This window comes from Tetragenococcus halophilus subsp. halophilus DSM 20339 (assembly GCF_003841405.1).
Classification (GTDB): Bacteria; Bacillota; Bacilli; order Lactobacillales; family Enterococcaceae; genus Tetragenococcus; species Tetragenococcus halophilus.
Genome location: NZ_PXYA01000002.1, coordinates 585,303 through 612,072, shown reverse-complemented (window position 1 = coordinate 612,072; position 26,770 = coordinate 585,303). Strand labels below are relative to the sequence as shown.

At 35.3% G+C, this 26,770-nt stretch carries 28 protein-coding genes; 13 read left to right on the top strand and 15 right to left on the bottom strand.

The window, feature by feature from the left end:
• Positions 1 to 40 precede the first annotated feature (40 nt).
• A complete protein-coding gene (locus C7K42_RS08565) occupies positions 41 to 400 on the bottom strand; it encodes an ArsR/SmtB family transcription factor (RefSeq protein ID WP_014125875.1) in 360 nt (119 codons plus the stop codon).
• Positions 401 to 999: 599 nt separating this feature from the next.
• On the opposite strand from C7K42_RS08565, the gene C7K42_RS08555 reads away from it, so the two are divergent.
• The gene (locus tag C7K42_RS08555; RefSeq protein ID WP_124175417.1) at positions 1,000 to 1,359 is read left to right on the top strand and encodes an MFS transporter; all 360 of its coding nucleotides are present in this window, start codon (positions 1,000 to 1,002) and stop codon (positions 1,357 to 1,359) included.
• Positions 1,360 to 1,417: 58 nt separating this feature from the next.
• Here C7K42_RS08555 and C7K42_RS08550 read toward each other — a convergent pair whose 3' ends face one another.
• The 5 genes from C7K42_RS08550 to C7K42_RS08535 all read right to left on the bottom strand — a co-directional run bounded on the left by C7K42_RS08550 (position 1,418) and on the right by C7K42_RS08535 (position 5,265).
• Complete coding sequence (locus C7K42_RS08550; protein ID WP_038027114.1) at positions 1,418 to 2,776, bottom strand: IS4 family transposase; 1,359 nt, start codon at positions 2,774 to 2,776, stop codon at positions 1,418 to 1,420.
• A gap of 231 nt (positions 2,777 to 3,007) precedes the next feature.
• A complete protein-coding gene (locus tag C7K42_RS08545; RefSeq protein ID WP_014125878.1) occupies positions 3,008 to 4,153 on the bottom strand; it encodes a lactate oxidase in 1,146 nt (381 codons plus the stop codon).
• Between the two features lie 31 nt (positions 4,154 to 4,184).
• A complete protein-coding gene (locus tag C7K42_RS08540; RefSeq protein ID WP_014125879.1) occupies positions 4,185 to 4,742 on the bottom strand; it encodes an LrgB family protein in 558 nt (185 codons plus the stop codon).
• Positions 4,743 to 4,889, bottom strand: a complete 147-nt coding sequence (locus C7K42_RS13185) for an LrgB-like protein (RefSeq protein WP_014125880.1) — start codon at positions 4,887 to 4,889, stop codon at positions 4,743 to 4,745. It lies immediately after the preceding gene.
• The gene (locus tag C7K42_RS08535) at positions 4,882 to 5,265 is read right to left on the bottom strand and encodes a CidA/LrgA family protein (protein WP_014125881.1); all 384 of its coding nucleotides are present in this window, start codon (positions 5,263 to 5,265) and stop codon (positions 4,882 to 4,884) included. Before C7K42_RS08535 ends, C7K42_RS13185 begins: the two co-directional genes overlap by 8 nt.
• 207 nt (positions 5,266 to 5,472) lie before the next feature.
• Here C7K42_RS08535 and C7K42_RS08530 point away from each other — a divergent pair, with 207 nt between their 5' ends.
• Positions 5,473 to 6,369, top strand: coding sequence for a LysR family transcriptional regulator (locus tag C7K42_RS08530; protein ID WP_014125882.1), 897 nt, complete (start codon positions 5,473 to 5,475; stop codon positions 6,367 to 6,369).
• Between the two features lie 72 nt (positions 6,370 to 6,441).
• Here the strand turns inward: C7K42_RS08530 and C7K42_RS08525 are convergent, their stop codons facing one another.
• The 5 genes from C7K42_RS08525 to mnmE all read right to left on the bottom strand — a co-directional run bounded on the left by C7K42_RS08525 (position 6,442) and on the right by mnmE (position 11,615).
• Complete coding sequence (locus C7K42_RS08525) at positions 6,442 to 6,900, bottom strand: GNAT family N-acetyltransferase (protein ID WP_014125883.1); 459 nt, start codon at positions 6,898 to 6,900, stop codon at positions 6,442 to 6,444.
• Positions 6,901 to 6,922: 22 nt separating this feature from the next.
• Positions 6,923 to 7,546: a phosphoribosyltransferase gene (locus tag C7K42_RS08520; RefSeq protein ID WP_014125884.1), complete on the bottom strand. Its 624-nt coding sequence runs from the start codon at positions 7,544 to 7,546 to the stop codon at positions 6,923 to 6,925.
• Positions 7,547 to 7,670: 124 nt separating this feature from the next.
• Positions 7,671 to 8,171, bottom strand: a complete 501-nt coding sequence (locus C7K42_RS08515) for a phosphatidylglycerophosphatase A family protein (RefSeq protein WP_014125885.1) — start codon at positions 8,169 to 8,171, stop codon at positions 7,671 to 7,673.
• 140 nt (positions 8,172 to 8,311) lie between these two features.
• Complete coding sequence (gene mnmG, locus C7K42_RS08510; protein ID WP_061840910.1) at positions 8,312 to 10,207, bottom strand: tRNA uridine-5-carboxymethylaminomethyl(34) synthesis enzyme MnmG; 1,896 nt, start codon at positions 10,205 to 10,207, stop codon at positions 8,312 to 8,314.
• Between the two features lie 13 nt (positions 10,208 to 10,220).
• Positions 10,221 to 11,615: a tRNA uridine-5-carboxymethylaminomethyl(34) synthesis GTPase MnmE gene (gene mnmE / locus C7K42_RS08505; protein ID WP_014125887.1), complete on the bottom strand. Its 1,395-nt coding sequence runs from the start codon at positions 11,613 to 11,615 to the stop codon at positions 10,221 to 10,223.
• A gap of 241 nt (positions 11,616 to 11,856) precedes the next feature.
• Here mnmE and C7K42_RS08500 point away from each other — a divergent pair, with 241 nt between their 5' ends.
• Positions 11,857 to 12,168: a heavy metal-binding domain-containing protein gene (locus C7K42_RS08500; RefSeq protein WP_014125888.1), complete on the top strand. Its 312-nt coding sequence runs from the start codon at positions 11,857 to 11,859 to the stop codon at positions 12,166 to 12,168.
• A gap of 219 nt (positions 12,169 to 12,387) precedes the next feature.
• Here the strand turns inward: C7K42_RS08500 and jag are convergent, their stop codons facing one another.
• The 4 genes from jag to rpmH form a co-directional block, all read right to left on the bottom strand.
• On the bottom strand, positions 12,388 to 13,155 hold the full coding sequence (jag, locus tag C7K42_RS08495; protein ID WP_014125889.1) for an RNA-binding cell elongation regulator Jag/EloR: 768 nt from the start codon (positions 13,153 to 13,155) through the stop codon (positions 12,388 to 12,390).
• Positions 13,156 to 13,175: 20 nt separating this feature from the next.
• Positions 13,176 to 14,018, bottom strand: coding sequence for a YidC/Oxa1 family membrane protein insertase (locus C7K42_RS08490; RefSeq protein ID WP_014125890.1), 843 nt, complete (start codon positions 14,016 to 14,018; stop codon positions 13,176 to 13,178).
• A gap of 19 nt (positions 14,019 to 14,037) precedes the next feature.
• On the bottom strand, positions 14,038 to 14,373 hold the full coding sequence (gene rnpA, locus C7K42_RS08485) for a ribonuclease P protein component (protein ID WP_014125891.1): 336 nt from the start codon (positions 14,371 to 14,373) through the stop codon (positions 14,038 to 14,040).
• 133 nt (positions 14,374 to 14,506) lie between these two features.
• Positions 14,507 to 14,641: a 50S ribosomal protein L34 gene (gene rpmH / locus C7K42_RS08480; protein WP_014125892.1), complete on the bottom strand. Its 135-nt coding sequence runs from the start codon at positions 14,639 to 14,641 to the stop codon at positions 14,507 to 14,509.
• A gap of 532 nt (positions 14,642 to 15,173) precedes the next feature.
• Between rpmH and dnaA the strand changes: the two genes are divergently transcribed.
• The 10 genes from dnaA (at position 15,174) to C7K42_RS08430 (ending at position 26,766) form a co-directional block, all read left to right on the top strand.
• On the top strand, positions 15,174 to 16,508 hold the full coding sequence (dnaA, locus tag C7K42_RS08475; RefSeq protein ID WP_014123398.1) for a chromosomal replication initiator protein DnaA: 1,335 nt from the start codon (positions 15,174 to 15,176) through the stop codon (positions 16,506 to 16,508).
• Between the two features lie 158 nt (positions 16,509 to 16,666).
• Entirely contained in the window at positions 16,667 to 17,797 is a 1,131-nt protein-coding gene (dnaN, locus tag C7K42_RS08470; RefSeq protein ID WP_014123399.1) for a DNA polymerase III subunit beta, read from the top strand.
• A gap of 185 nt (positions 17,798 to 17,982) precedes the next feature.
• Positions 17,983 to 18,222 carry a S4 domain-containing protein YaaA gene (gene yaaA, locus C7K42_RS08465; protein WP_014123400.1) on the top strand — a complete coding sequence of 80 codons (240 nt, stop codon included), beginning with the start codon at positions 17,983 to 17,985 and terminating at the stop codon, positions 18,220 to 18,222.
• On the top strand, positions 18,209 to 19,330 hold the full coding sequence (gene recF, locus C7K42_RS08460) for a DNA replication/repair protein RecF (protein ID WP_014123401.1): 1,122 nt from the start codon (positions 18,209 to 18,211) through the stop codon (positions 19,328 to 19,330). Before yaaA ends, recF begins: the two co-directional genes overlap by 14 nt.
• Positions 19,331 to 21,280, top strand: coding sequence for a DNA topoisomerase (ATP-hydrolyzing) subunit B (gene gyrB, locus C7K42_RS08455; protein WP_014123402.1), 1,950 nt, complete (start codon positions 19,331 to 19,333; stop codon positions 21,278 to 21,280). It begins immediately after the preceding gene.
• A 20-nt stretch (positions 21,281 to 21,300) separates the two neighbouring features.
• Positions 21,301 to 23,766, top strand: coding sequence for a DNA gyrase subunit A (gene gyrA / locus C7K42_RS08450; RefSeq protein ID WP_103099905.1), 2,466 nt, complete (start codon positions 21,301 to 21,303; stop codon positions 23,764 to 23,766).
• Positions 23,767 to 24,010: 244 nt separating this feature from the next.
• A complete protein-coding gene (rpsF, locus tag C7K42_RS08445) occupies positions 24,011 to 24,310 on the top strand; it encodes a 30S ribosomal protein S6 (protein WP_014123404.1) in 300 nt (99 codons plus the stop codon).
• Between the two features lie 41 nt (positions 24,311 to 24,351).
• The gene (gene ssb / locus C7K42_RS08440; RefSeq protein ID WP_041591730.1) at positions 24,352 to 24,855 is read left to right on the top strand and encodes a single-stranded DNA-binding protein; all 504 of its coding nucleotides are present in this window, start codon (positions 24,352 to 24,354) and stop codon (positions 24,853 to 24,855) included.
• A gap of 23 nt (positions 24,856 to 24,878) precedes the next feature.
• Positions 24,879 to 25,118: a 30S ribosomal protein S18 gene (gene rpsR, locus C7K42_RS08435; RefSeq protein WP_014123406.1), complete on the top strand. Its 240-nt coding sequence runs from the start codon at positions 24,879 to 24,881 to the stop codon at positions 25,116 to 25,118.
• 193 nt (positions 25,119 to 25,311) lie between these two features.
• Positions 25,312 to 26,766, top strand: a complete 1,455-nt coding sequence (locus C7K42_RS08430) for a GGDEF domain-containing protein (protein WP_014123407.1) — start codon at positions 25,312 to 25,314, stop codon at positions 26,764 to 26,766.
• The last annotated feature ends 4 nt before the right edge of the window (positions 26,767 to 26,770 follow it).

Below are 26,770 nucleotides of genomic sequence, written 5' to 3'. Positions count from 1 at the left end.
AGTAATTTCTTCTGGATGCCATTTGACTACAGCTTAACAATTACTGGTTGATAGCGTTGCATGTCTCTTTACTTTCATTACTAGAGGAACAATCACTTTTTTCTATTGTATGACAACGGCATTCTTCAGTATTTTGAATCAAGTTTTGAATAAGGTTGGAAAGAAACTTCATATTCTCTTCATTCAATGAATAATTATGCCAAGTCCCTGTTTTTCTAGTTTGTACAATACCTGCGTTGATCAATACTTTCATATGGTGCGATAGTGTAGGCTGAGTAAAGTTAAAACGTTCTAATAAATCGCATGCGCACATTTCACCGCAAGATAACATATCTACAATCTGTACCCTTTTCGGATCACCTAAAGCTTTAAAAACATTCGCAGTTAATCCATAATCCATTTTCTTCCCCTCCATATATAGAAGTTTTTCTATATATAATATAGATGTTTATCTATCTTACGTCAATAGTTATCATAAAAAAGCTCATGAGAGAAAAAAGACAATATAAATTTCTTTACTCACAAGCTGAAAATTCGATAACCCAGCAGGTAAAGATTGGTCAGATTTTCAACGTGTTAGAGATGAGATTCGAGCAGTCATAGAGCAATTTAAATTACGACCATAATTGATAGATTCGGATACTTAACATAACTTGTCAAACTGATCTTATAAATCATCGCGTTCATTTTTATCAGGCTAAAAGAAGTTAAAAAGATTAAAATACCAAAATAATAATGGATTACTGAATATTTTTTCTGTAATTTATTGCATCTTTTCTGCGAATGTCAAAAATAGTTCTTAAGTTTACTTTCCCCCTATCGGAAAGTAATCTTTGGACATTTTCTAATTGATGGACCATTTCCTCACCACTTTCAAAATCACCAAAATAAAGCTCATATATTGCCAACCAAAATTTTAGCGTGATTTTTCCTTCTAAATCAAGCTGGTGTTCATTTATTTTTAAAATAATGATTCCAGTATTTTCCTTGGGGATAGAAGTGTTATTATTAGGAATTCTTTTCCAAAATATGAATCAACTATTCTCAATCACTTTATACGGAGGCGTTGTTTCATTTTTCATTGGTTTTTCATTAGCTATCATAGAAGTGAATAATATGGTTTACTTACAAAAAACGATTACAACGGAATTTCTTGGACGTGTCATGTCCATTCTTACTACAGCTAATCGGGCTCTTTTGCCCATCGGCTCTTTAATTTATACTTTTTTATTTGATAGTATAACGTTTGGCTCGTATATATTTATGGGAAATGGTGTTTTGTGTATTATTTTTGGTTTTTTGGTTTTTCCAAGGGTAGTGAAATCAGTGAAAAAAGATCATTTATTTACTAAAACTTGAAATATAAAAAGTACACATTAAGCCTATGGTATCAAGCAAAAGGACGATAAATTTCATTTCAAGCAACCTTTTTTAACTGTCTTTGTGTTGATTGAGGTAGTTTTTGTATAAACTGACTCATGATGTTATTTAAAGTTTCTTCAGAAAGGATCATCTCGTTCGCAAATACTTCCTTAAAAAGCTCGAGAAGTTGGACGATAGCTTCTGAAAAACTAATATCAGATAGTTCTTCAATCATCAAATAAAATAACTCGCCCATCGTTCGTTCATCGGCTTGTTCACGATGTTGGACAGCCAGAATGAGATAACTAACGGCGACTGTAATGGTATGCGCAAAAATCCCATCATAAGAAAGCCCTTGGTACTTGGCTAGACGGAGATGTTGTTTACAGATTTTAAAATACACTTCGATCGACCAGCGTTTTCCATATAGCTGAATGATTTCATCTTCGTTCAAAGAAAGATCGGTTGTAGCCAAGACAAGATAATCATTCCGCTTGTTGCGATTTCTCACATACACAAGCTTAATTGGAAGTATCTTACCCTCCAATTCAGATTCAACACAAACAGAAAGAAGATATCTTGAACGACCTCTTCGCTTTTTCTCTATTTGAAAAATAGTCTTTACATCGACCCACTCGCCGTGATAGCGATAATAGACTTTTTTTGAACGTTTCACCATACAAACGGCATGAAGGTTGAGTCCGCGCAAAGCATGAAACATTTTCGGGCTTGAAAACCACGAATCAAAGAGCACATACTTTGCCTGTATTCCTTCTTTTAGAGCAGCTTGAAGAAGCTCTATGAGTACGTCGGTTCCTTTGCGTTGTGCTTGTGCTTTTCTTCTCCCAGCGTGTGTCCGATGATCTATTTTCTCTACTTCACGTACTTTCTTACTTGCGGACAAAAGGCTAAACGCCACAGGCAAAAAGGTATTGCCATCGCTCCAACCAAGTTGAAGAAAACGAAAGCCTTTCTTGTTTTTGTGGTCAGTATGATCGTATTGCCAACCACAAAGCTCTACATTTTTCGCATTCAAACGCTCATACATGGAATCATCTACGATAAACACTTCTTTACGATCCTTTTCTGTCAACGGACGAATGAAAGCAATGACCTGTTTGGATAAGAGAATCAAGAAGCGTTGCCAGTTAATTTTCCCATTGTTTAGTAGGTTGCGAAACGTTTTATCTGAAAATCCTAACTCCTCCTGATGAAGTTGGAAGTCACGGAAAGCAGAGCGATTGGAAAAGAGGGTGGTTACAAGGTAGCGAAAAAGCACGAGAAAGTTCACTCCTTTTTCCTTTTGTGCATTCGATTTTTTCGCAATAGTGGATACATTAAACCGTTGGAAAAAAGTATCAATGGAGGATGAAATTTCGTTTTTATTTTGGTTGTTTGATGTTATAATTGACATAGCATGAACACTCCTTGGTAGATGGTTTTTTAGTCAATTCTATTTTACCAATTTGGAAAGGTTCGTGCTATTTTTATTAGAACAATCTTAGTTATATCAAGCCTTTAGTCGGGTTTTCGGTGTTTCAAGTTTTAGTTATTTATAAAAAAACATAATTAAAACAGTGAAATAGCGGAGGGTTACTAAAATACGTAATCCTCCGCTATATACTTCTAAGTTATATCTTTTTCATTATTTAATATCAAATAAACGTGCTTTTTTGATATCTTCAATTGTTTGCGTGCCGGCTAATTGCATTACTCGTCTTAGATCATTCTCAAAGTATTCAAAAACGGATTGGACGCCTTTCCATCCACCTAGGGCTAAGCCGTACAAGACAGGTCTTCCGATACCTACAATATCCGCACCAGCAGCAAGAGCTTTAAACATATGTTCTCCGCGACGAATACCACTATCAAAAACAATGGGCGCACGACCTTGAACTGCTTTACTAATGGATTCTAATGCTTCAAAAGAACCTGGTGCACCATCTAACTGTCTGCCTCCATGATTTGATACCCAAATACCATCAGCTCCAGCTCCAAGCGCTGACATCGCATCTTCTGGCGTTTGTATTCCTTTGACAAATACGGGCAAGCCAGAATACTCTTTTAAGAAGTGAACATCATCTGTACTAATTTTTTGCTTAGATTGCGCATAGATATTATTTAGCGACATATTTTTTGCATCACCTTTTAAATAACGAGAAACAATGGGCATGCCAAATGGGTACACAAACTTGTTACGGTCATCTCTGTCACGGTTCCCACCTAAAGTTGCGTCTGCTGTTAAAATAATGGCACTGGCACCATCGGATTTAGCTTCATCAATAATGTTTTTATTCATTTCATCATCTTTTGACATATAAATTTGGAACCAACGCTTATTATCTTTTAGTCCTTCTTCTATTTCAGAAAAACTAGCGCCAGAATAAGCGCTAATGGACATAATAGAACCACCAAACTCTGCGATCCCTCTTGCTGTTCCAGCTTCTTTCGTTTGATGTGCTAGCCCATGAGCGGCAATCGGCGACATAACAAAGGGAACTTTTAATTCTTGACCGAAGATCGATGTACTCGTTTCCGGGAATTCAACGTCTGCTAACACACGAGGTAGTATGCCTTTTTTATCCCATACTTTCGTGTTTTGTTGTAAAGTAAATTCATCCCCAGATGCTCCTGACATATAATCAAAGCCGCCTTTAGGAACCACTTCTTTCGCCTTTTCTTCTAGTTCATAAGTATTGATCACTTCGACTTCATTTACATTACTTGGCGCATCATAACCGCCGTTATTTACGTCTTCTTTATTTTCTTCTGTAATATCTTTTTTTGTCATTTATAATTTCTCCTTCTACAAATAATTTAATTTAAAAAAACACATTTAGTAAAATCTCGGCAACTGGGGAAATCAATACCACAGTAATACCGGTTACAACAATAGATAAACTTGACATTGCGCCTTGCACTTCTCCCATTTCAATTGCTTTTGTTGTACCCATAGCATGCGCTCCTGAACCAAGCGCAATCCCCTGAGCTACTGGATCGTTAATTTTCATCAGTTTAAACAGGCCCGGAGCAATCGCAGCTCCTAAAATACCAGTGAAAACAACCACGGCAACCGTCAATGATTCAATGCCACCTAGAGATTCTGAGACACCTACGGCAATTGCTGTAGTAATTGATTTTGGATAAAGTGTTGCAAACAAATCACCATTAAATGATACAAGTAAGCAAAGAGCTAAAATCAAAGCAGTATGTATCAATACCCCAGAGATAAGTCCTGTAAGTATGGGAATATAATTATCCTTTAAATATTGAAAATTATTTTCTAATTTTATTGCTAGACAAACAGTAGCAGGCGTGATCCATATACTTATAAATTGCCCACCATTATCATAGGCTGTCAAAGGAATACTAAAGACCAATTAGAAAATGATTACACAAACAATCGCAAAAATCAATGGTGTAAAAATAGCAAGTTGCCATTTTTTATGCAATTTTAAACCCATGAGATAGAAAAAAAGAGTTAAAAAAATCCCAAAAAAAGGATCATTAACAAATTCCTCAAGCATTTTCTTCTACCTCCTTTACAGAAGCACTTTTTTCAGCCTTATTTTTTATTTTTTGCACTATAATACCCACTAAAGTTAAAACAGTAATTAAAGAAATAAAGATAATGATTAAAAGCCGCCCCCAAATTGAAGCTAAAATATCTAAATGAGACATTAAACCTACGCCGGCTGGAACAAAAAAGATCGCCATATTATTAGTTAAAAAATTTCCTACATCAGCAACTTTTTCCATCTCTAACCAACCAAAGTGTAAGGAAAAAAATAATAGTACCATGCCAATGACACTTCCAGGAATAGCAATGGGAATAAGTAAGGATAAAGCTTCTCCTGCAAGCGCAAACAAAAAGATCAAAAAAATCTGTTTGATATACTCCACAAAATTCTCCTTTCTTATTTTTACCAAAACAATTAAAAAATGAACAAACTTTTCGTTTTTCTGAAAGCAAATAGCTAAAGATGTTTTTAAATCAGCTTTGTAATCGCTTTTTTTAAGCTTAGATTCAATATATCATCGAACAACTTCTTTGTGAAATATAGTTTTGTTATGCTATTATAAATAAAATTTATAAGAAGGTTAAAAACGATGAAAATACAAGACTTGGTTTACTTTAAACATCTAGTAGAAAGTTCTAGTTTTACTAAAACAGCCGAAGCTTTTTATGTCTCCCAGCCCTCAATCTCTCTTTCTTTGAAAAGATTAGAAAATGAGTTTAATACAAAATTAATTACACGTGATCGCTCAAAAAGAAGTTTTCATTTAGAAGCTGCCGGAGAAATCTTATATAAAAATTCAGGCAAAGTTATTGATTTATTAACAGCAACCAAAAAAGAGATGGCTAATATTGAAACAAATACGGTTCAATTAGGTTTTTTACCAACCATCGGTGGTGCTTATTTATCAGACTTGCTTCCCTCTATGAATCAATTTATTGCAAATTTACAATTGGTTGAAGAAGAAAGTTCAAAAATCATGATGGACTTGTTACACGAGAATAAGTTATCAATTGCAATTAGTGGCAGTGATTCTCCAAACGTTGAAGAAACTTGGCTAGAGCAGTACTTAATAGACGAACGCCCTTTACAAGTATGTGTAGCGCCAAACCACCCCTTAGCTAAAGAATCTTTGGTTACAGCTGAAATGCTTTCAGACTATTCTTTTATTAGTTTAGATGAAGAATATACACATTATGCAATATTCGATCATTGGGCAAAAAACAATCAGATTAATTCCAAACAAATCTCTTATACAAAAGAAATACAGACAGCGGGGTCATTCATTGCTTCTGGCATTTCTGTAGGAATTATGGTTGATTTACTAGTCAAAAATCGTACAGATATTATTAGCTTACCTTTAGAAAATGCGCCAAAATTTTATATTAACCTAATCATAAATAAAAATGCAGCTATAAACCCGCTGCAAAAGGAATTTAATCAAAAGCTACTTGATATTGCTATGCAACAATCTGAAGAAGCTTTTTAAAAGGCAGAAATTTAATACCTAGAACTTTAAGTGTTTAGATAATAAGAAAAAGCACCTAAATAATTAAACAAACTATTTTTCGAATAAGAAAGCTGCAGTTTCTGAGTCATAGGGTTTTTCTCCGATTTTTTTAAATCCTAATTTTTCATAAAAACGATGGTTCCTTAAAGAATAGGCAGGCGTTTCAACCTGCCATTTTTTCTCAGGAAATATTCTTTCAATTTCAGACCAAGTTGCTGTGCCAATCCCTTGGTTGATAAAATTTGATCGAATACAAAAATAGTCTAATTGACCATTTTTTATATCAATACTAAGGAAACCTACGAGTTGTTTATTGGATAAATAAATAAAATAATTATTCACATGAACGTTTTGCAGAACTTTACGCGCTAGCGTTCCGTCCGAATAGCCAGGCGGTCCGAATTCAGCTCCTTTACCAAAATATATTTCAGCATCATAATTAAACGCATCCGTCATAATTTCAGTAACTAAAACTGCCTCTTTTTCTATACTTTTTAAATAGATTTCCATTTTTCTCCCTTGATACCAATCCTTAGCTTTTTAATATTTCTTTAACTTGCTCATCTTTTAATTGCGGAAAACTTGCATAATAAGCGCCAACCCCGCCTAAGAAATCATCAGGGGCTTTTACAGCGTAAACTTTATCCACTGTTTGTTTTAACTGTTCGTATATTGTTTTAGGGATTACTGGAACAGCAACGCTTACACTTTTGGGTCCCGCCTCTTTTACAGCTTTTATTGCCGCAAACATCGTTAAGCCCGTTGCAATACCGTCATCAACAATAACGACATTTTTATCTTTTAGCGTGCTATCTTTTAAACTTTCTCTATAAAGCGTTCGTTTACGTGCCATTTCTACTCGAATGAAAGGAATTTCTTTTTGTACCCATTGTGCATGGAGTTTCTCAACATAACCATCTCCTAAAATAGGTGTCCCACCTTCTGCAATAGCACCAATTGCATATTCAGGATTGGTTGGATGACCAATTTTCTTTGCTAAGATAATATCCAATGGCGCACCTTGTTTTTTAGCTATGATTTTTCCAAGAGGAATGCCACCTCTAGGTAAACTTAAAATGACGACATTTTTAACATCCAATAAACCAATAGCCTCTGCCAGTTGCTCACCTGCATCCATCCGGTCTCGAAATAACACAGCAAAACGCCCCTTTCTTAGTATAAAAGCTTTAGCAAAAAATTCCTCTTTCAAACTTCAAGACAAAAAGCTGCATCATTTTGTTATTTAACACTTAACAGAAAGTTTCCTACATTCAATATAATTAGGCATATTTATGAGCCATTTTTCCTGCGACCGCTGCAACTAACGCACCAATCAAATCATCAATAAAAGTATTTACTCGCCCTTCTTTTTCAGTATCCAATTTTCGAATGACACCACTTTTTACACGATCAAGATAACCAAAGTTAGTTACACCAATCGTTCCATAAATACTTGCAATACTTACAGCAAGTGTTTCATCTACTCCAAAAACGCCCGCATCATTTTCAATAATCTTTTGTAAAGGTTGGCTTAATTTTTCTTGGGTTGCTAAACGATCCAAATCTAGCGCTACCATCGCATTATTCAAAACTTCTCTTTTATGCAACACATCAACCGTTGCTGTTTCAAATTCAGTTAATTTTGCTTCAGGAATAAATTCATAAGCTACATCATAAGCCATTTTAGCAATATCTTGGTAACTAATATCTCGTTTGTTCAGTTCTTGTTTAACAAATTCATAAGCTTGCGTATCTGGATATTTAAATGTTTCTTCTCTCATACATTTCCCTCCTACTTTTCATTATACTAGGAAAACAAGTGTTTTTTCCAAAGAAAACTTTTATATGAGCTAAACCATTACTTTCTGATATAAAAAAACTTACTGCTCTATATTATACAGAAACAGTAAGTTTAAAATTATTAAATAGAAGAATGTTTTGCAACTTTTCCTTCTTGAATGTACACCATCAAAATACTCAAATCAGAAGGATTCACACCGCTAATACGACTTGCTTGCGCGATGGTTTCGGGATGAATTTTTTGTAATTTTTGCTTCGCTTCTGTAGCTAAACCATCAATGGCCTCATAATCTATATTTTCAGGCACGCGTTTGGCTTCCATTCGTTTTAATTTATCAACCTTGGTCATGGCCTTATTAATATAGCCTTCGTATTTAATTTGGATTTCAACTTGTTCAACTTCTTTATCAGTTAGCTCTTCATTCCTTGCTATAAATTGCAATAAATCTTGATAACTTACTTCTGGACGGCGTAAAAATTCATTGGCTAATACGCCGTCTTTTAAAGGCGCTGAACCTTTTTCTTCTAAGAAATCTCGAACTTCTGCTGGTTTAATACGGATCGATTTTAAACGTTCAATTTCTTGTTCAACCGCTGTTTTCTTCTTCAAGTATACTTGATACTGATCTTCTCCAACAAGACCCATATCATAGCCTTTTTGAGTCAAACGTAAGTCCGCATTATCATGACGTAATAATAAGCGATATTCTGCACGTGATGTTAATAAGCGATAAGGTTCGTTGGTTCCTTTGGTCACTAGATCATCGATCATAACGCCAATATAACCGTCACTACGCTTCATAATAAATGGTTCATCTTCTTGTATTTTTAAGCTAGCGTTAATTCCTGCTATTAAACCTTGTCCTGCCGCTTCTTCATAACCACTCGTACCATTTGTTTGACCAGCAGTAAATAAATTATCAATAACTTTCGTTTCTAAAGTAGGACGTAATTGATAAGGCAGCACAACATCATATTCGATAGCATAACCTGTGCGCATCATTTCTGCCTTTTCCAAACCTTCAATGGAATGAAGAACATCGGTTTGAACACCTTCAGGCAAAGAAGTCGAAAGACCTTGAACGTAAATTTCTTCTGTGTCAGCTCCTTCAGGTTCTAAAAAGAGTTGATGTCGTTTCTTATCAGCAAAGCGAACAATCTTATCTTCAATCGATGGACAGTATCTTGCGCCAACTCCGTCAACAATACCAGTAAACATGGGTGCACGGTCTAAATTCTCGCGAATAATCTGATGTGTCCCTGGATTAGTGTAAGTTAGCCAACAAGGAATTTGTTCTTTTTTATAAATACTATCTGGCGTACTAAAACTAAAATGGTTAGCTGCCTTGTCTCCTGGTTGGATTTCCGTTTTTTCATAATCGATAGACGACGATTTTATACGAGGGGGCGTGCCTGTTTTAAAGCGATCAATCTCCAATCCTAATTCTTCCAAATGATCTGCTAAACTGATAGAAGGTTGTGAGTTATTAGGTCCAGAAGAATACTTCAATTCCCCAATAATAATTTCCCCTCTTAAAGCAGTTCCAGCTGTAATGATTACTGCGTTAGCAGCATAACGTGCGCCAGTTGCTGTCACCACACCTTTACAAACATTATCTTCTACAATTAAACGTTCAACAATACCTTGTCTTAAAGTTAAATTTTCTGTTTTTTCAATTGTATGCTTCATTTCTGTAGAGTAAGCATGTTTGTCTGCTTGTGCCCGTAAAGCTCTTACTGCGGGCCCCTTTCCTGTATTAAGCATACGCATTTGAATATATGTTTTATCTATATTTTTGCCCATTTCACCGCCTAAGGCATCAATTTCTCTTACAACGACACCTTTAGCCGGACCGCCAATGGAGGGATTACATGGCATAAAGGCCACCATTCCCAAATCTATTGTTAACAGTAATGTTTGCTTTCCCATGCGACTAGCTGCAAGAGCAGCCTCTACTCCAGCGTGTCCTGCGCCAATAACAATTACATCATAGGAACCAGCTTGATATTCTTGCATTACGTTTTTCCTCCTATTTTCCTAAACAAAATTGACTAAATAGCTGCGTAATTAATTCATCTTGCACACTATCACCAACAATTTCTCCTAAATAATCCCAGCAACGTGTCATATCAATCTGTACAAGATCTACCGGCATCCCTGCTTTAATACCTGCAATCACTTCATCTAAAGCAGAAGAAGCATTTTCAAGCAATGAGATATGTCGTGTGTTAGACAGATAAGAAGCATCTTTATCTTGGGTTTGGCCACCGAAAAATAAAGCAGAAATTGCTTCTTCTAACTGATCCAACCCCTGGTTATTGGTAACAGAAACTTCAAACATCGGGTCACCTTGCAGCAGATCATTTAACTCATTAAGATCTAATTGTGGTATTAAATCTGTTTTATTAAGCAGAATGATTCTTTTACTACCTTTTGTCATTTCAAGTAATTGTCTGTCTTCTTTTGCCAAGGGTTCACTTTGATTTAAGACTAGAAGCACTAAATCCGCTTCACTCAATGCTTTACGACTTCTTTCAACACCAATTTTTTCAACGGTATCTTCAGTATCACGAATACCAGCTGTATCAATCAATTGAAGCGGTACGCCTCGGACATTGACATATTCTTCAACGACATCTCTTGTCGTTCCCGCAATTTCTGTAACAATTGCTTTTTCTTCTTTTAATAACTGGTTAAGTAAACTAGATTTGCCGACATTAGGACGACCGATAATTGCAGTATTCAATCCTTCTCGTAAAATCTTTCCTTGCTGCGCTGTTTCCAACAAGCTTTGTATCTGCTGTTTAACTTGTCCTGCTTTTTCTAATAATAATTGACTTGTCATTTCTTCAACATCATCATATTCAGGATAGTCAATATTCACTTCAACTTGCGCTAGCGTATCTAATACTTCTTGTCTTAAAGTTCGAATCAAACGAGATAAGTCGCCATCTAGTTGATTTAAAGCCACATTCATCGCTTTATCTGTTTTTGCCCGAATTAAATCCATCACCGCTTCAGCTTGTGATAAATCAATTCTGCCATTTAGAAAAGCTCGTTTGGTAAATTCGCCTGGTTCAGCTAAACGTGCACCAGTTCTTAAGAGCAATTGCAAGATCTGATTAACGACAATCATGCCTCCGTGGCAATTGATCTCGACAATATCTTCTCTAGTAAATGTTTTAGGTGCACGCATTACAGATACCATTACTTCATCTAGGGTTTTTTCAGTTTTAGGATCCACGATATGACCATAATGAATCGTATGACTAGACGCTTGAGCTAATGCATCTTTTGCTTTAAATATACCATCTGCTACAGAGATAGCTTCTTCGCCACTCAAACGAACAATACTAATTGCTCCTTCACCCGGTGGTGTAGAAATCGCTGCAATTGTGTCAAATTCTTGCAATACTTCTGCCACGTTTCTTCCTCCTATGTATCATTTTTTATCGTATCAATCGCACAAAAAAAAGTGCCCACTCCACCCATTTTTCTACATGGATAGACTTCGCACTTTGACTGCTTATCTATAAAATTATGGCTTTAGATTAGCATAATTTAGTGATGTTATCAAGCATTCTGATTTTTTACTAGAAACTTTTGCCATTAACTTAAAAAAAAGCTAAAATAAGATTAACAATAAGGAGAAAAGAGGGTTCATTATGGAACATGAAGAACGCGTCGAACGGATTTTATTATCTACTGGAAATGTCAACAAACCTTATATCGTAAGAGATCTGGTTTTTGTTGCAGAAAGATTTACCGTTGATATTTTTGACCCTGATTTTGATCCAAATGAAGCTTTAAAAGAAGTCGGCTACCAATTAAAAGAAAAAGCATTTGCTTATGGAGCAAATGCCGTCATCAATTGCCATTTCGAACATGAAAGAATCAATGGTGATAACGGTCCCTTCTTTGAAATTTTTGCCTATGGCACTGTCGTTCAATTTACCCAATCAACGATTGGTGGATAAAAAAAGAAGCTGTCGAAAATACAGCTTCTCTTTTTTACCAAAGTAATAGCTCTGATAAGAATGATCTAGGTAAACTATACTTAAAAATAGAAATGAAGTCAAACGCCTATTAATAAAATGTCCTATTAATTATGGTTCATAACAAAAAACGCTTCTCTTATGATCAAATTATAGACATAAGAAAAGCGTTCAATATAAGTTTTTCAGAGATAAATTGACTTAATAGTACTTTTTAGCTGGTTCAACAACTAAGTAACGATAAGGCTCGTCTCCTTCAGAATGAGTAGTAACGTAACTTTTTTTACTTAAAACAGCATGGATGTGCTTTCTTTCAAATGCTGGCATAGGTTCTAAAAATGCTGGCATACCTGTACGATCTACTTTTTCCGCTGTTCTTTCAGCCAAACTTTCTAAAATATCTTCACGTTTTTGTCGGTAATTTCCTACATTTACCACGATAGGAAGTTTATCTTTAGCAATTCGATGAATATATACTTGAGCCAAATACTGCAAAGCATTGAGTGTTTTACCATGTCGTCCGATCAAAAGACCTTTTTTAGAAGTATCTAAATCAAAAACAATTCTGCCAGCATCCCGGCTAGTTTTTATCGTTGCTGGTGCATTCAATTCTTTAGTTATATCTGTTAGATAAATGCCCAACTGTGTTAGTGCTTCTTGATCATCTAAACCTTCAGATAGTTTTTCTGCTTGTTCAGCTTCCTTATCTGAAACTTCTTCCACTGTCTCAATTTCTTCTGACGATTTTTCATTATCTGCTTCTGTTTCGTTTACTGTCTCAGAATTATTTTCAGTTTCTTGTTTTGCCATGTATTCTAATGATACTTGCGCATTCTTTTTACCTACACCTAAAAAACCTTTTTTACCTTCTTCAATAATCGTAGTTTGTACTTCATCTTGAGTCACACCAAGTGCCTTTAACCCATTTTGTATCGCGTCTTCCACACTTTGTCCTTCATAAATTGGCATAAATAACTCTCCTTTCTGGATTATTTACGTTTTTTATGTCGTTGTTTTTTACCTGGATACTTAGTTTTTTCCAACTCGCGTTCACGTTGTTTTGCTTGACGCTCTGCCTCTTGACGTTCACGACGAATTTTAAATGGATTGTTGATCAACAATGTTTGTCCAACCTGAAAAGCATTTGAAATAACCCAATATAACGATAAAGCACCCGGCAAATTTGTTGCCATAACCAAAATCATTATCGGCATCACATAGTTCATGATCTTAACACTAGAGTTAGGATTTACTTGACTCATACTTGAAAGATATGTACTTAAAAAAGTAAAAATCCCGGCAAGAACAGGTAATATATAATAGGGGTCAGGCTCTCCTAGTACGCGAAGCCATAAAAAGCTTCCCTCTCTTAACTCTGGTACGCGAGAGATCGCTTGATAAACTGCCATAAGGATCGGCATTTGTACTAAAAGTGGTAAACATCCAGCATAAGGGTTTACCCCATGTTCTTGATACAATTTTTGTTGCTCTTCACGTAATTTCTGTTGTGTTTCTGTATCTTTTGAAGAATATTTCTCTTGTAATGCAGTGATTTTAGGCTGCACTTCCTGCGTTTTTCGCATACTTTTCGTTTGAAAGTTCATTAGTGGGAATAAAATAATCCTTACAATTATTGTAAATAAAATAATCCCTATGCCACGGTTTCCTCCAAGAGACAACCATTGGATTACTTGAGCAAAAGTGTAAACAATGTAGCGATCCCAAAAACCAGTACTTTCAGATGTCACTTCATTTGTCATAGCACAAGCGGATAAAAATACCACTAATGAAATAAGTCCTAAAATCAGTAGTAGACGTTTTCTTTTTTTCACTGAACAATTTTCCTTTCGTTTATTTAATAATCTTCGATAACTTGAAGACATGTAATAAATTCGAGTACACTTCCTTGGAAGATAAATTTGAAACGGACGGACGTGCAATAACAAGAAAATCAAGCGAAGGATCGATCCTGTCTTTCATTTCATAGATACTTGCGCGAATCTTACGTTTAACAGCGTTACGTGTAACCGCATTTCCTATTTTTTTACCGACAGAAATTCCTACACGAAAATGAGGTTGCTCTTTCACTAATACATAGACTACAAACTTTTTATTCGCATATGATTTTCCATTTTTAAAAACATATTGAAACTCTTTTTCTTTTTTTACGCGATAAGACTTTCTCATGTCCTTTTCATCAATTCCTTCTATTCTAGCTACTCACTTCTAAATAATACCATAACTTGCAAAGATGAATCATCCCTTATACAAAAAACTTTGTATAAAAAAGAATAAAAAAAACCACTGAAAGCTCAGTGGCTTATGCAGAAAGAACCTTTCTGCCTTTACGACGACGACTAGCAATGACGTGGCGTCCGTTTTTTGTGCTCATACGTTTACGAAAACCGTGAACTTTTTGGTGTTTACGTTTATTAGGTTGGTATGTTCTTTTCATCTATTCCACCTCCATCAAGGTTTCTAATTTAAGTCTATACGACATACTTTGATAGTATATCGACTATCTGCCTATTTTGTCAACAAAAAATCCTATTTTTCTTGCTTATTATTGAATTTTTTCACCTTAGTTATCCACATTTTTTTGTTTACAAACTTGGGATAACTAAAAATTTTTAGTTATCCACATATAAAAAGATCCTCATGAATTTCCCCAGTTTATACACAACTAAACATATCTGGAAAAAGTTTTCCACAGCTGCGAACAACTTTGTGGATATATCTCATAAATGCTTTTACATCAACAAGTTTTTTCCGCTTATTTCTGTGGAAAAAAAGTGGAAAAGAGAAAATGCCCACAAAAATATAAAGCTGTGGATAATTAATTTTGCACCTTGGGAATTTTTCATTTATTTTTTTTGTGCACAGTGTGGAAAAAATTATTTCCCTTTTTCTTTTATAGCTGTGGAAAACTTTTAAAATCCATGATAAATTAATACTATCTCGATTAATTTATTATAGGAGGATTTGCTATGCCATCTCTGGAAACAATATGGAAAGAACTGCAAGATAGTTATAGAAAAGAGATGAATCCAGTGAGTTATAATACCTGGATTGAACCTGCAAAACCTATTTCATATTACGATAACCAACTAATTATCGAAGTTCCCACAACAGTTCAGAAAAATTATTGGGAAAAAAATTTAGCTGGAAAAATTCTTGAAACTTTCTTTATGATGAGCGGAGAAGAAATTCTTCCTACTTTTGTAACGCCAGATGAAGCAGAGCGTTATAAGCAAAAAGAAGTAGAACCTGAAGAAGAAACACCCAAAGTTCCTGAACATAAAACAATGCTCAATTCAAAATATACTTTTGATACCTTTGTTATTGGTAAAGGTAATCAGATGGCTCATGCTGCTGCTTTAGTTGTTGCTGAAGAACCGGCTTCTATCTATAATCCTCTCTTTTTCTACGGCGGTGTTGGTTTAGGAAAGACCCATTTGATGCAGGCGATTGGTCATCAAATGCTTGTGACTCACCCTAATGCCAAGATTAAATATGTTTCGAGTGAAAATTTCACTAATGACTTTATTAGTTCTATTCAAAATAATAAGATGGAAGAATTTCGGAATGAATATCGTACAATGGATTTATTACTTGTAGATGATATTCAATTTTTAGTTAATAAAGAAGGTACACAAGAAGAATTTTTTAATACATTTGAAGAGTTATACAGAAATAATAAACAGATCGTATTAACAAGTGACCGTTTACCTAATGAAATCCCTACCTTGCCACAGCGACTTGTCTCGCGCTTTGCTTGGGGGTTATCAGTAGATATTACCCCGCCAGATTTAGAAACTCGGACTGCTATCTTACGTAAAAAAGCAGAAGCCGAAAATTTAGAAATTCCAGACGATGCTTTAAGTTATATTGCCGGTCAAATTGATTCTAATATTCGAGAACTAGAAGGAGCTTTAGTGCGAGTCCAAGCTTATGCTGCCATCCAAAGTTCTGATATCACAACTAGTTTAGCAGCGGAAGCTTTAAAAGCGCTCAAAATCGGAACAAATTTAAGTCAACTTACTGTTGAACAAGTACAAGAAGAAGTTGCTGATTACTACCATTTGAACGTTAGTGATTTAACCGGCAAAAAACGTACAAAAAGTATTGTTGTCCCTCGTCAAATCGCTATGTATTTATGTAGAGAATTAACAGATTATTCCTTGCCTAAAATCGGAGCTGATTTTGGAGGGAAAGATCATACAACTGTTATCCATGCTTATGAAAAAGTTCAAAAATTAATGGAAGAAGACGAAAAAGCACAATCAGAAATTAAAGAGATAAAAAATCACTTGATGCAATGATGTGTATAAATGTGGGAAAAATCAAAAAGATATCCACAACTTTTCCACAGGTGGAAAAGTATTAATTTCCCTTGTTTTTTATAGTTATCCACAATATTCACTGCTCTACTATTACTGCGATTTTTTTATTAATATAATATATAAAGGAGTGCCTATTTATGAAAGTAACATTAAACCGAACAGCTTTTACCCAACAATTACAAACAGTACAACGTGCTATTTCTACCAAAACAACGATGCCTATACTTACAGGAGTAAAAATTGATTTGGCTAATAATGGTTTAACCCTAACAGGAAGTAATGCCGATATTTCAATTGAATCTTTTTTAAGTTCTGATGATGAAAAAGCTAAAATGAACATTGAAAGTACGGGAAGTATTGTTTTACAAGCACGTTTTTTTAATGAAATTATCCGGCGATTGCCCGAAGATCATGTTACTTTAGAGGTTTTGGATAATAATCAAGTAGAAATTACTTCTGGAAAAGCAAACTTCTTGGTTAATGGACTAGACTCAGAAAGTTATCCACATTTACCAGCAGTAGATCGACAAAGGGAAATTCAATTACCTGCTGATATGTTAAATAAATTGATTAACGAGACGGTTTTTTCTGTTTCGCAACACGAAAGTCGTCCTATTTTAACCGGGGTTCATTTTACACTACAAAATAATCGTTTATTGGCTGTAGCGACTGATTCACATCGTCTCAGCCAACGAACTATCCCATTAGAAAATGACACAGAGGAATTTGATATTGTTATTCCAGGAAAAAGTTTGGTTGAATTATCTCGCTCCTTAACTGATGAAGAAGATACAGTTAAAATTAGTATCATGGAAAATCAAGTCCTATTTGAAACCGAAACGATGAAATTTTATTCACGTCTGCTTGAAGGAAAATATCCAGATACAGACCGTTTAATCCCATCTTCTTTTAATACCGAAATTGAATTTGATGTTTCTGGTCTTTTATCAGCTATTGAACGGGCTTCTTTACTTTCTCATGAAAGTCGTAATAATATTGTTCGCCTGCAAATTACAGAAAATAGTGTTGTTTTACATGGAAATTCACCAGAAGTCGGTAAAGTAGAAGAAGATTTAAAATATGAAAAAGTTTCTGGTGATCCATTAGAAATTTCTTTCAACCCTGATTATATGAAAGATGCATTACGTGCTTTTGGAAATACAACAATACGGATTTGCTTTATTTCAGCTGTTCGACCTTTTACCTTGGAACCTACAGAAGGTCAAGGTGATTTCTTACAACTGATCACACCGGTACGGACCAATTAATAAAAATATACTTTTTAACTTAAGAAGGGCTTAGATTAAATTCTAAGCTCTTCTTTTTGTTTTAGGCTGAAATTATCTAAATATGTTAAAACTTCTGAGAAACAAAATTAGAAGGATTTATTTGTTTTATTTGTTAAAAAAGGGTATAATATAAGTATATGTCGAAAAGAAAATCGAGGGATAAAATGAAAGAAAAAATCATTTTGAAAACAGAATATATGACGCTTGCTCAATTACTGAAAGAACTCGATGTCATTTCGAGCGGTGGACAAGCAAAATGGTATTTACAAGAAAATACTATTTTTGTTAATGGAGAAATTGAAAATCACAGAGGAAGAAAACTTTATGCTGGAACAATGATTGAAATACCTGAAATAGGTACTTTTTTTATGACAGAAAAGGGCACAAAAGATGCGTCTAAATAATCTACATATTAAAAATTTTCGTAATTATGATGAATTATTGGTAGATTTTCATAAAAATGTTGTTATTTTTTTAGGTGAAAATGCTCAAGGTAAAACGAATTTGCTGGAGAGTATTTATACACTAGCTTTAACTCGTAGTCATCGAACCAATAACGAACAAGAACTTATTCAGTGGGAAAAAGATCAAAGTTTTATTAAAGGCAATATTCAAAAAAAATATACAAGTGTTCCAATTGAGTTGTTTTTGACTAAAAAAGGTCGGAAAACAAAAGTTAATCATATGGAGCAAAAAAAGCTTTCTAGTTATATTGGCCAGTTAAATGTCATCTTATTTGCACCAGAGGATCTTTCTTTAGTCAAAGGTAGCCCACAAGGAAGAAGAAAATTTTTAGATATGGAAATTGCTCAGATTGATTCTGTTTATCTTTACGAGTCTACGCAATATCAAAAAATATTAAAACAACGAAATCAATATCTTAAACAACTGGCTGAGCATAAACAAACTGATAAACTATACTTGGACATTTTATCGGAGCAATTGATTGACCACGGGAGTAAAGTGCTGTTGGCTCGTCAACAGTTTGTCAAACGTTTGGAATTTTGGGCAAACCAATTGCATCAAAAAATTACTCAATCAAAGGAAGAACTAACGATTGAATATCGTTCGAGTATCCCTGGAGATCACTGGAATGATGAACAAGCAGTTAAAAAAGCTTACACCCAGGAAATTGAAAAAACAAAAGATAAAGAACGTTTACGACAAATTACACTAGTGGGCCCCCATCGGGACGATTTATCTTTTTTAATTAATAAAAAAGATGTACAAACGTTTGGTTCTCAAGGACAGCAAAGAACTGCTGCCTTAAGTGTAAAGTTAGCAGAAATTGATTTGATAAAAGAAGAAACAGGAGAGTATCCGGTTTTGTTACTAGATGATGTGATGAGTGAACTAGACGATTCCAGGCAACTACATTTATTAGAAACAATTGAAGGGAAAGTTCAAACTTTCTTAACAACGACAACACTAAAACAAGTAAAAGATAAAATGTCTGTAGAGCCTGAAATTTTTTATATCAACCAAGGACAACTAGAAGGAGAAGATGTATAAGTGGCAGAAGAAGATAAGAATATGCGTGAACAAGCAGATTTATACGATGCTAGCCAGATACAAGTTTTAGAGGGGCTAGAAGCTGTAAGAAAAAGACCGGGAATGTATATTGGTTCTACTAGCTCTGAGGGGCTCCACCATTTAGTTTGGGAGATCGTAGATAACTCAATTGACGAGGCCCTTGCTGGTTTTGCTACAGAAATTCAGGTTATTGTTGAAAAAGATAATAGTATAACAGTAACAGATAACGGCCGTGGGATTCCGGTAGATATTCAAAATAAGACGGGTAGACCCGCGGTAGAAACGGTGTTTACGATCCTTCATGCTGGCGGAAAATTCGGCGGTGGTGGATACAAAGTTTCTGGAGGACTACATGGTGTTGGTTCTTCAGTAGTTAATGCCTTATCTAAAAAACTAGAGGTAAAGGTTTATAAAAATGGTCAAATTTATTATCAAGAATTTCACCGTGGAAAAGTTACGGGAGATTTAAAAGTAATAGGGGAGACAGAATTACAAGGCACGGAAGTTCATTTTGAACCTGATTCAGAAATATTTAATGAAACTGTTGAATTTAGTTTTGATAAATTGGCAACTCGAATTCGTGAACTTGCCTTTTTAAACCGTGGTTTGCATATTTCTATTGAAGATCGTCGTCCAGAAGAACCCGTAGTTAAAAATTATCATTACGAAGGCGGAATCAAAAGTTATGTTGAACATTTAAACGCTAGTAAAGATGTTTTGTTTCCTGAACCGATATATTTAGAAGGGCAACAACAAGATATCAATGTGGAAGTATCGATACAATATACTGATAGTTATCATACAAATTTGATGACATTTGCTAATAACATTCACACCTATGAAGGTGGTACACATGAAGCCGGATTTAAAACAGCATTAACTCGTGTTATTAATGATTACGGACATAAACAAAAGTTAATGAAAGAAAATGATGATAATCTTTCCGGTGAAGATGTTCGAGAAGGTTTGACTGCTGTTGTATCAGTTAAACATCCAGACCCACAGTTTGAAGGACAAACAAAAACCAAATTAGGAAACTCTGAAGTACGTACGGTCACTGATCGACTATTTTCTGAGCATTTTGCTAAGTTTTTGATGGAAAATCCTTCTATTGGTCGTCGAATTGTAGAAAAAGGAATGCTAGCATCAAAAGCTAGACAAGCTGCTAAGCGAGCTCGGGAAGTCACACGACGTAAAGGCGCACTTGAGATCAGTAACTTGCCTGGGAAATTGGCAGATTGCTCTAGCCGAGATCCAGAAAAAAGCGAACTATTTATTGTCGAAGGAGATTCTGCTGGAGGCTCTGCTAAACAAGGACGCAGCCGTGAATTTCAAGCAATTTTACCTATACGAGGAAAGATATTGAATGTTGAAAAAGCAAGTATGGATAAAATTTTGGCTAATGAAGAAATTCGTTCGTTATTTACCGCGATGGGTACTGGTTTTGGCGAAGAATTTGATGTATCTAAAGCACGTTACCATAAATTAGTTATTATGACAGATGCTGATGTGGATGGCGCTCATATTCGTACACTTTTATTAACGTTGTTTTATCGTTATATGCGGCCCGTTGTGGAAGCAGGGTATGTGTATATTGCACAACCACCGCTATATGGGGTTAAACAAGGCAAAAACATTCGCTACGTACAACCCGGTGAACATGCGGAGGAAGAACTGCAAGAGGTCATCGATTCTCTTCCTCAAAGTCCTAAGCCATCTGTTCAACGTTATAAAGGGCTTGGAGAAATGGATGAACATCAGTTATGGCAAACAACAATGAACCCAGAAAATCGCTTAATGTTGCGTGTAAGTATAGAAGACGCAATTGAGGCGGACCAAGTTTTTGAAATGTTGATGGGCGATCATGTAGAACCTAGACGAGCTTTTATTGAAGAAAATGCTCATTATGTACAAAACCTTGATATTTAAATCGTAAAGGAGGAAAAATTTTGAGAGATCAAGAAAATCATGTTCATGATATTAATTTATCAAGTGAAATGCGCGGATCCTTTATCGATTATGCGATGAGCGTCATTGTAGCCAGAGCGCTGCCTGATGTTCGTGACGGGTTAAAACCAGTCCATCGACGAATTTTATATGGTATGAGTGAATTAGGGGTTACACCGGATAAACCGCATAAAAAATCCGCTCGTATCGTCGGAGATGTCATGGGGAAATACCATCCTCATGGCGATAGTGCGATTTATGAAGCCATGGTAAGAATGGCACAAACTTTTAGTTATCGCTACGTTTTAGTTGATGGGCACGGTAACTTTGGTTCTGTTGATGGAGATGGCGCCGCGGCAATGCGTTATACAGAGGCTCGTATGAGTCGTTTATCTGTTGAAATGTTGCGTGATCTTAATAAAGATACCGTTGACTTTATTGGAAACTATGATGATACAGAAAAAGAACCCGAGGTATTACCTGCCCGTTTCCCTAACTTATTGGTTAACGGCACGACAGGGATTGCTGTAGGTATGGCAACCAATATTCCTCCGCACAACCTAGGTGAAGTCGTTGCAGCTATCGATCGTTTGATTGAAAATCCAGAAGTAACGACAAATGAATTAATGGAAGTATTACCTGGTCCAGATTTTCCTACAGGCGGTTTAGTGATGGGAAAATCAGGTATCCGACGTGCTTATGAAACAGGGAAGGGTTCAATCACTGTAAGGGGTAAAGTAGAAATTAGCGAAATGGCTAATGGTAAAGAACGTATTTTGGTTACAGAATTACCTTATATGGTCAATAAAGCTAAATTGATTGAACGAATCTCTGAACTTCATCGAGATAAAAGAATTGAGGGCATCACCGACTTACGTGATGAGTCTTCACGTGAAGGAATGCGAATTGTTGTTGATGTAAGACGTGATGTGAGTGCTTCGGTTGTTTTAAACAATCTGTATAAAATGACTGCTTTACAAACATCTTTTGGTTTTAACATGTTAGCTATTGAAAATGGTGTTCCTAAGATTCTTAACTTAAAACAAATCTTAGAAGATTATTTAGAACATCAGAAAGATGTTATTACTCGTCGAACAATTTTTGAAAAACAAAAGGCTGAAGCTCGAGCTCATATTTTAGAAGGTTTACGGATTGCTTTAGATCATATTGATGAGATTATTGCAATTATTCGTGGTTCTGAAACAGATGCTCAGGCTAAAGAAACGATGATGGCGCAATTTAAACTATCTGATCGTCAGTCTCAGGCGATTTTGGATATGCGTTTACGCCACTTAACTGGTTTAGAACGAGATAAAATCGAAAATGAATATCAAGATTTACTAAAACAAATCGAAGATCTAACTGATATCTTAGCTAGACCCGAACGAGTGATTGAAATTATTCAAACTGAACTACATGAAATCGAACAACGTTTTGGCGATAAACGTCGTACGGAATTGTTGGTTGGTGAAGTTTTAAGTTTAGAAGACGAAGATCTAATTGAAGAAGAAGAGATCGTTGTTACCTTAACCAATAATGGCTATATTAAACGTGCAGCTAATAGTGAATTTAGAACACAAAATCGCGGCGGACGCGGTGTTCAAGGTATGGGAATTCATGATCAAGACTTTGTTACCACCTTGGTATCTTGTTCTACGCATGACAATTTATTGTTTTTTACTAATGCAGGAAAAGTTTATAAGGCAAAAGGATACGAAGTACCAGAATATGGACGTACAGCTAAAGGAATCCCCGTCATTAATTTCTTAGGTGTCAATTCCAATGAGCGGATTCAAACGATTATTGCTTTACCAAATGAATCAGAAGAAAGAAAATATCTTTTCTTTACAACGAAATATGGTGTAGTAAAACGTACTTCAGTAGAATCCTTTAAAAACATTCGTAGTAATGGTTTAATTGCTATAGGCTTAAAAGAAGACGATGAGCTGGTTAATGTTTTAAGTACCAGTGGAGATGACGTAGTAATCATAGGTACTCATAATGGCTATTCTGTCACCTTTAAGGAAGAAGCAGTTCGAGATATGGGACGTACTGCTAGTGGAGTTCGAGGGATTCGTTTAAGATCAGAAGACTATGTGATCGGTGCTTCTGTTATTAAAGAAGATGACGAGGTATTGGTTATTACAGAAAAAGGTTACGGTAAACGTACCAGTGAAGATCAGTATCCAGTAAAAGGCCGTGGTGGTAAAGGGATAAAAACAGCTAATATTACTGAAAAAAATGGTCCATTAGCAGGTTTAACAACCGTTTCAGGCAATGAAGATGTTATGCTGATTACCGACAGAGGTGTTATTATTCGCTTCCATGTTGATGATATTTCACAAACAAGCCGTGCAACATTGGGTGTTCGTTTGATGAAAATGGAGGATGACGCCAAAGTTGTTACTATGACAACAGTAGATGCAAAAGAGTTGGAAAAAGTTGAAGAAGAGTCAATAGAAGAGTAAGTAAGATTAAAAATAAATAAAGACAGTTTAGTAGCAAAAATCAACAAAAGTACAAAAATAAAAAAAGCTTTTGTTGATTTTTTGCGTACTTAACTGTGTACAACAAATTCTAAATAATCAAGACGAAATATCTTGCGTAACTAGACAAATACGTGTATAATTTTACTTCGTGAGTAGTCTTAACGGACAACTCTCTCTGCTCCTAGAAAAAAGGAGCCAAAGACCATAGGGAGGTGAAAGATCAATGGAAAATACGAAGTATGAAATTTTGTACATTATTCGTCCTGACATTGATGAAGAAGCAAAAACAGCTTTAGTAGACCGTTTCGATACTATTATTACTGATAATGGTGCTGAAGTGATTGAATCTAAAGACTGGGAAAAACGTCGTTTTGCGTATGAAATGAACGGATACCGCGAGGGCATCTATCACATCGTTAACGTTTCTTCTCCATCAACTGCAGATGCGGTTAATGAATTTAACCGTCGTGCAAGAATCAGCAACGATATCATTCGTCATATGATTGTGAAAGAAGAAGAATAACGTGTTTCACATGAAACAATAACGATGAGGAGATGGTAATTTTGATTAACAACGTTGTACTAGTAGGAAGATTGACAAAAGACCCTGATTTACGTTACACCTCTAATGGCGTAGCAGTTGCTACTTTTACTTTAGCCGTGAATCGTACATTTACGAATCAAAATGGTGAAAGGGAAGCGGATTTTATTAACTGTGTCATTTGGAGAAAGGCTGCGGAAAATCTCGCAAATTTAGGACGTAAAGGCGCGTTAATTGGCGCCACTGGAAGAATTCAGACAAGAAATTACGAAAATCAACAAGGACAACGTGTTTTTGTAACTGAAGTTGTGGCAGAAAATTTCCAATTATTGGAACCTCGTTCTGTCAGTGAGCAACGTCGTTCTGCTGATAATGACTCTGTTGGTGGCAATCAATCGAACTTTGGGAACAGTTATAATCAAACACAAACATCTCAAACTCCTGAAACACCTAATTTTGATCGTGATAACAACGATCCTTTTGGCGGATCATCAATTGATATTTCAGATGATGATTTACCATTCTAATAAATTGATAGGAGGGAAATAGAATGGCTCAACAAAGAAGAGGCGGACGTAGACGTCGTAAAGTAGACTATCTTGCAGCAAATCACATTGAACATGTAGATTATAAAGATATTGAATTATTAAAAAGATTTATTTCCGAACGTGGTAAGATTTTACCTCGTCGTGTCACAGGTACTGGTGCAAAAAATCAACGTAAGTTGACAATTGCTATCAAGCGTGCACGTATTATGGGCTTGCTACCTTTCGTAAATGATGAAATGTAAAAAGTTGATCCGAATGACATTTTTGTCATTCGGTTTTTTTATCATCTATCTTATTTCTGTAAATCGCATAATAAAATAGTTTATGATAAAATGGAAAAGAGTAGAAACGTCCAGATAAAAATATTTTTTTATAAAAGTTAAGCGATTATTTAGTTTTGTTAATTGGATTTTGAAATTATAAGGAGCCCTGTCTATGACTGTGATCGGCATTATTTCTTTGGATAATTATGACGATATCATTGATAAAATGGATGATAAAAATATTTCTTTATTGAATACATTAGTGACAACAATGATTTCTGACTGGGCGAATGAATATCATATTTTTTACAAACGAGTAAATACGGATCGCTATTTTTTTGTCGCTAGTATGAATGAATTTGAACAGATTAAAGAAAAAAAATTTGATATTTTACAACGACTAAAAGAATCAAATACAAATAGCGAATTTGTACTAACGATGAGTATGGGAGTAGCATACGGTCATAGCTCGATGGAAAAAATAGGCGAAGTTGCCCAAAACAATTTAGATATGGCCTTAGCACGAGGCGGCGATCAAGTTGTATTAAAGGATGCTGACTCGCAAGCAAAGCCGCAATTTTTTGGTGGACAAACAGAAGGTACCATTCGCCGAACGCGGACACGTTCACGAGCAATGAGCACTTCTTTAAAGAAAATTTTTTCTGAAAATAAAAAGATTTTTATTATGGGACATCGTTATCCAGATATGGACGCTATTGGTAGTGCTTTTGGTGTAGCTGCTTTAGCTCAGTTTAATCAAAAAGAATGCTATGTGATCATTGAACAAGATGAAGTAACAGAAGATACTGAGCGTTGTTTAACAGAAATAAATAAACACCCTGAAATAGCTAAGTTGATCTTTTCTGGAAAAAAGGCACTAGAGTATATTGATGATGATAGTGTGTTGGTTATGGTGGATTATAATCGACCGTCGCTTTCTATTTCAAAAGAGGCGTTTGAAGCCTTTGATAAAATTATGATTATTGACCATCATCGACGTGGTGAGGAGTTTCCAGATCATCCTTTACTTACTTATGTTGAGCCTGCTTCGTCTTCAGCGAGTGAGTTAGTAGCAGAATTGATCCAATTTCAATCAAATAAACGAAAAAAAGTACCTAAATTTATTGCTGGTTTATTATTATCAGGGATTTATGTCGATACGAAGAGCTTTTTTACTCGAACAACAGCACAAACTTTTCAAATGGCAAGTTATTTAAAAAGTCATGGTGCTGATTTGACATTGGTACGCTATTTGTTGAGTTCAGATTTAAATTCATATCTACAAATGAGTGAACTGGTAGCACGTAGTGAATATATAACCAAAAATATTGTTGTGGCAGCAGCTTCTGAAAATGAAATTTATGATAATGTCACAGCTTCTAAGGCAGCAGACACTTTATTGTCTATGAATGATATCGAGGCAGCCTTTGTTATAACAAAACAGTTTGAACATGAAATTTCTATCAACGCAAGAAGTTCTGGTGGTGTAAATGTTCAACGGATTATGGAAAAATTGGGTGGTGGTGGTCATTTCAGTAATGCCGCAACTCAAATTAAAGATCAGTCAATGAAAGAAGTACAAAAAAGTTTAATTAATGAGTTAAAAAAATTAGATGACAAGGAGTGAGAAA

What these genes read in the sequence shown, in the direction of transcription:
- C7K42_RS08525 (WP_014125883.1), bottom strand. Translation starts at nt 6,900, where the DNA reads ATGGAAATCTATTTAAAAAGTATAGAAAAAGAGGCAGTTTTAGTTACT.
- rpmH (WP_014125892.1), bottom strand. Translation starts at nt 14,641, where the DNA reads ATGAAAAGAACATACCAACCTAATAAACGTAAACACCAAAAAGTTCAC.
- jag (WP_014125889.1), bottom strand. Translation starts at nt 13,155, where the DNA reads ATGCCAATTTATGAAGGACAAAGTGTGGAAGACGCGATACAAAATGGG.
- C7K42_RS08550 (WP_038027114.1), bottom strand. Translation starts at nt 2,776, where the DNA reads ATGTCAATTATAACATCAAACAACCAAAATAAAAACGAAATTTCATCC.
- C7K42_RS13185 (WP_014125880.1), bottom strand. Translation starts at nt 4,889, where the DNA reads ATGCTTGAGGAATTTGTTAATGATCCTTTTTTTGGGATTTTTTTAACT.
- rpsR (WP_014123406.1), top strand. Translation starts at nt 24,879, where the DNA reads ATGGCTCAACAAAGAAGAGGCGGACGTAGACGTCGTAAAGTAGACTAT.
- rnpA (WP_014125891.1), bottom strand. Translation starts at nt 14,373, where the DNA reads ATGAGAAAGTCTTATCGCGTAAAAAAAGAAAAAGAGTTTCAATATGTT.
- rpsF (WP_014123404.1), top strand. Translation starts at nt 24,011, where the DNA reads ATGGAAAATACGAAGTATGAAATTTTGTACATTATTCGTCCTGACATT.
- C7K42_RS08430 (WP_014123407.1), top strand. Translation starts at nt 25,312, where the DNA reads ATGACTGTGATCGGCATTATTTCTTTGGATAATTATGACGATATCATT.
- recF (WP_014123401.1), top strand. Translation starts at nt 18,209, where the DNA reads ATGCGTCTAAATAATCTACATATTAAAAATTTTCGTAATTATGATGAA.
- mnmG (WP_061840910.1), bottom strand. Translation starts at nt 10,207, where the DNA reads ATGCAAGAATATCAAGCTGGTTCCTATGATGTAATTGTTATTGGCGCA.
- C7K42_RS08565 (WP_014125875.1), bottom strand. Translation starts at nt 400, where the DNA reads ATGGATTATGGATTAACTGCGAATGTTTTTAAAGCTTTAGGTGATCCG.
- dnaN (WP_014123399.1), top strand. Translation starts at nt 16,667, where the DNA reads ATGAAAGTAACATTAAACCGAACAGCTTTTACCCAACAATTACAAACA.
- dnaA (WP_014123398.1), top strand. Translation starts at nt 15,174, where the DNA reads ATGCCATCTCTGGAAACAATATGGAAAGAACTGCAAGATAGTTATAGA.
- C7K42_RS08515 (WP_014125885.1), bottom strand. Translation starts at nt 8,171, where the DNA reads ATGAGAGAAGAAACATTTAAATATCCAGATACGCAAGCTTATGAATTT.
- yaaA (WP_014123400.1), top strand. Translation starts at nt 17,983, where the DNA reads ATGAAAGAAAAAATCATTTTGAAAACAGAATATATGACGCTTGCTCAA.
- C7K42_RS08545 (WP_014125878.1), bottom strand. Translation starts at nt 4,153, where the DNA reads ATGACAAAAAAAGATATTACAGAAGAAAATAAAGAAGACGTAAATAAC.
- C7K42_RS08500 (WP_014125888.1), top strand. Translation starts at nt 11,857, where the DNA reads ATGGAACATGAAGAACGCGTCGAACGGATTTTATTATCTACTGGAAAT.
- C7K42_RS08530 (WP_014125882.1), top strand. Translation starts at nt 5,473, where the DNA reads ATGAAAATACAAGACTTGGTTTACTTTAAACATCTAGTAGAAAGTTCT.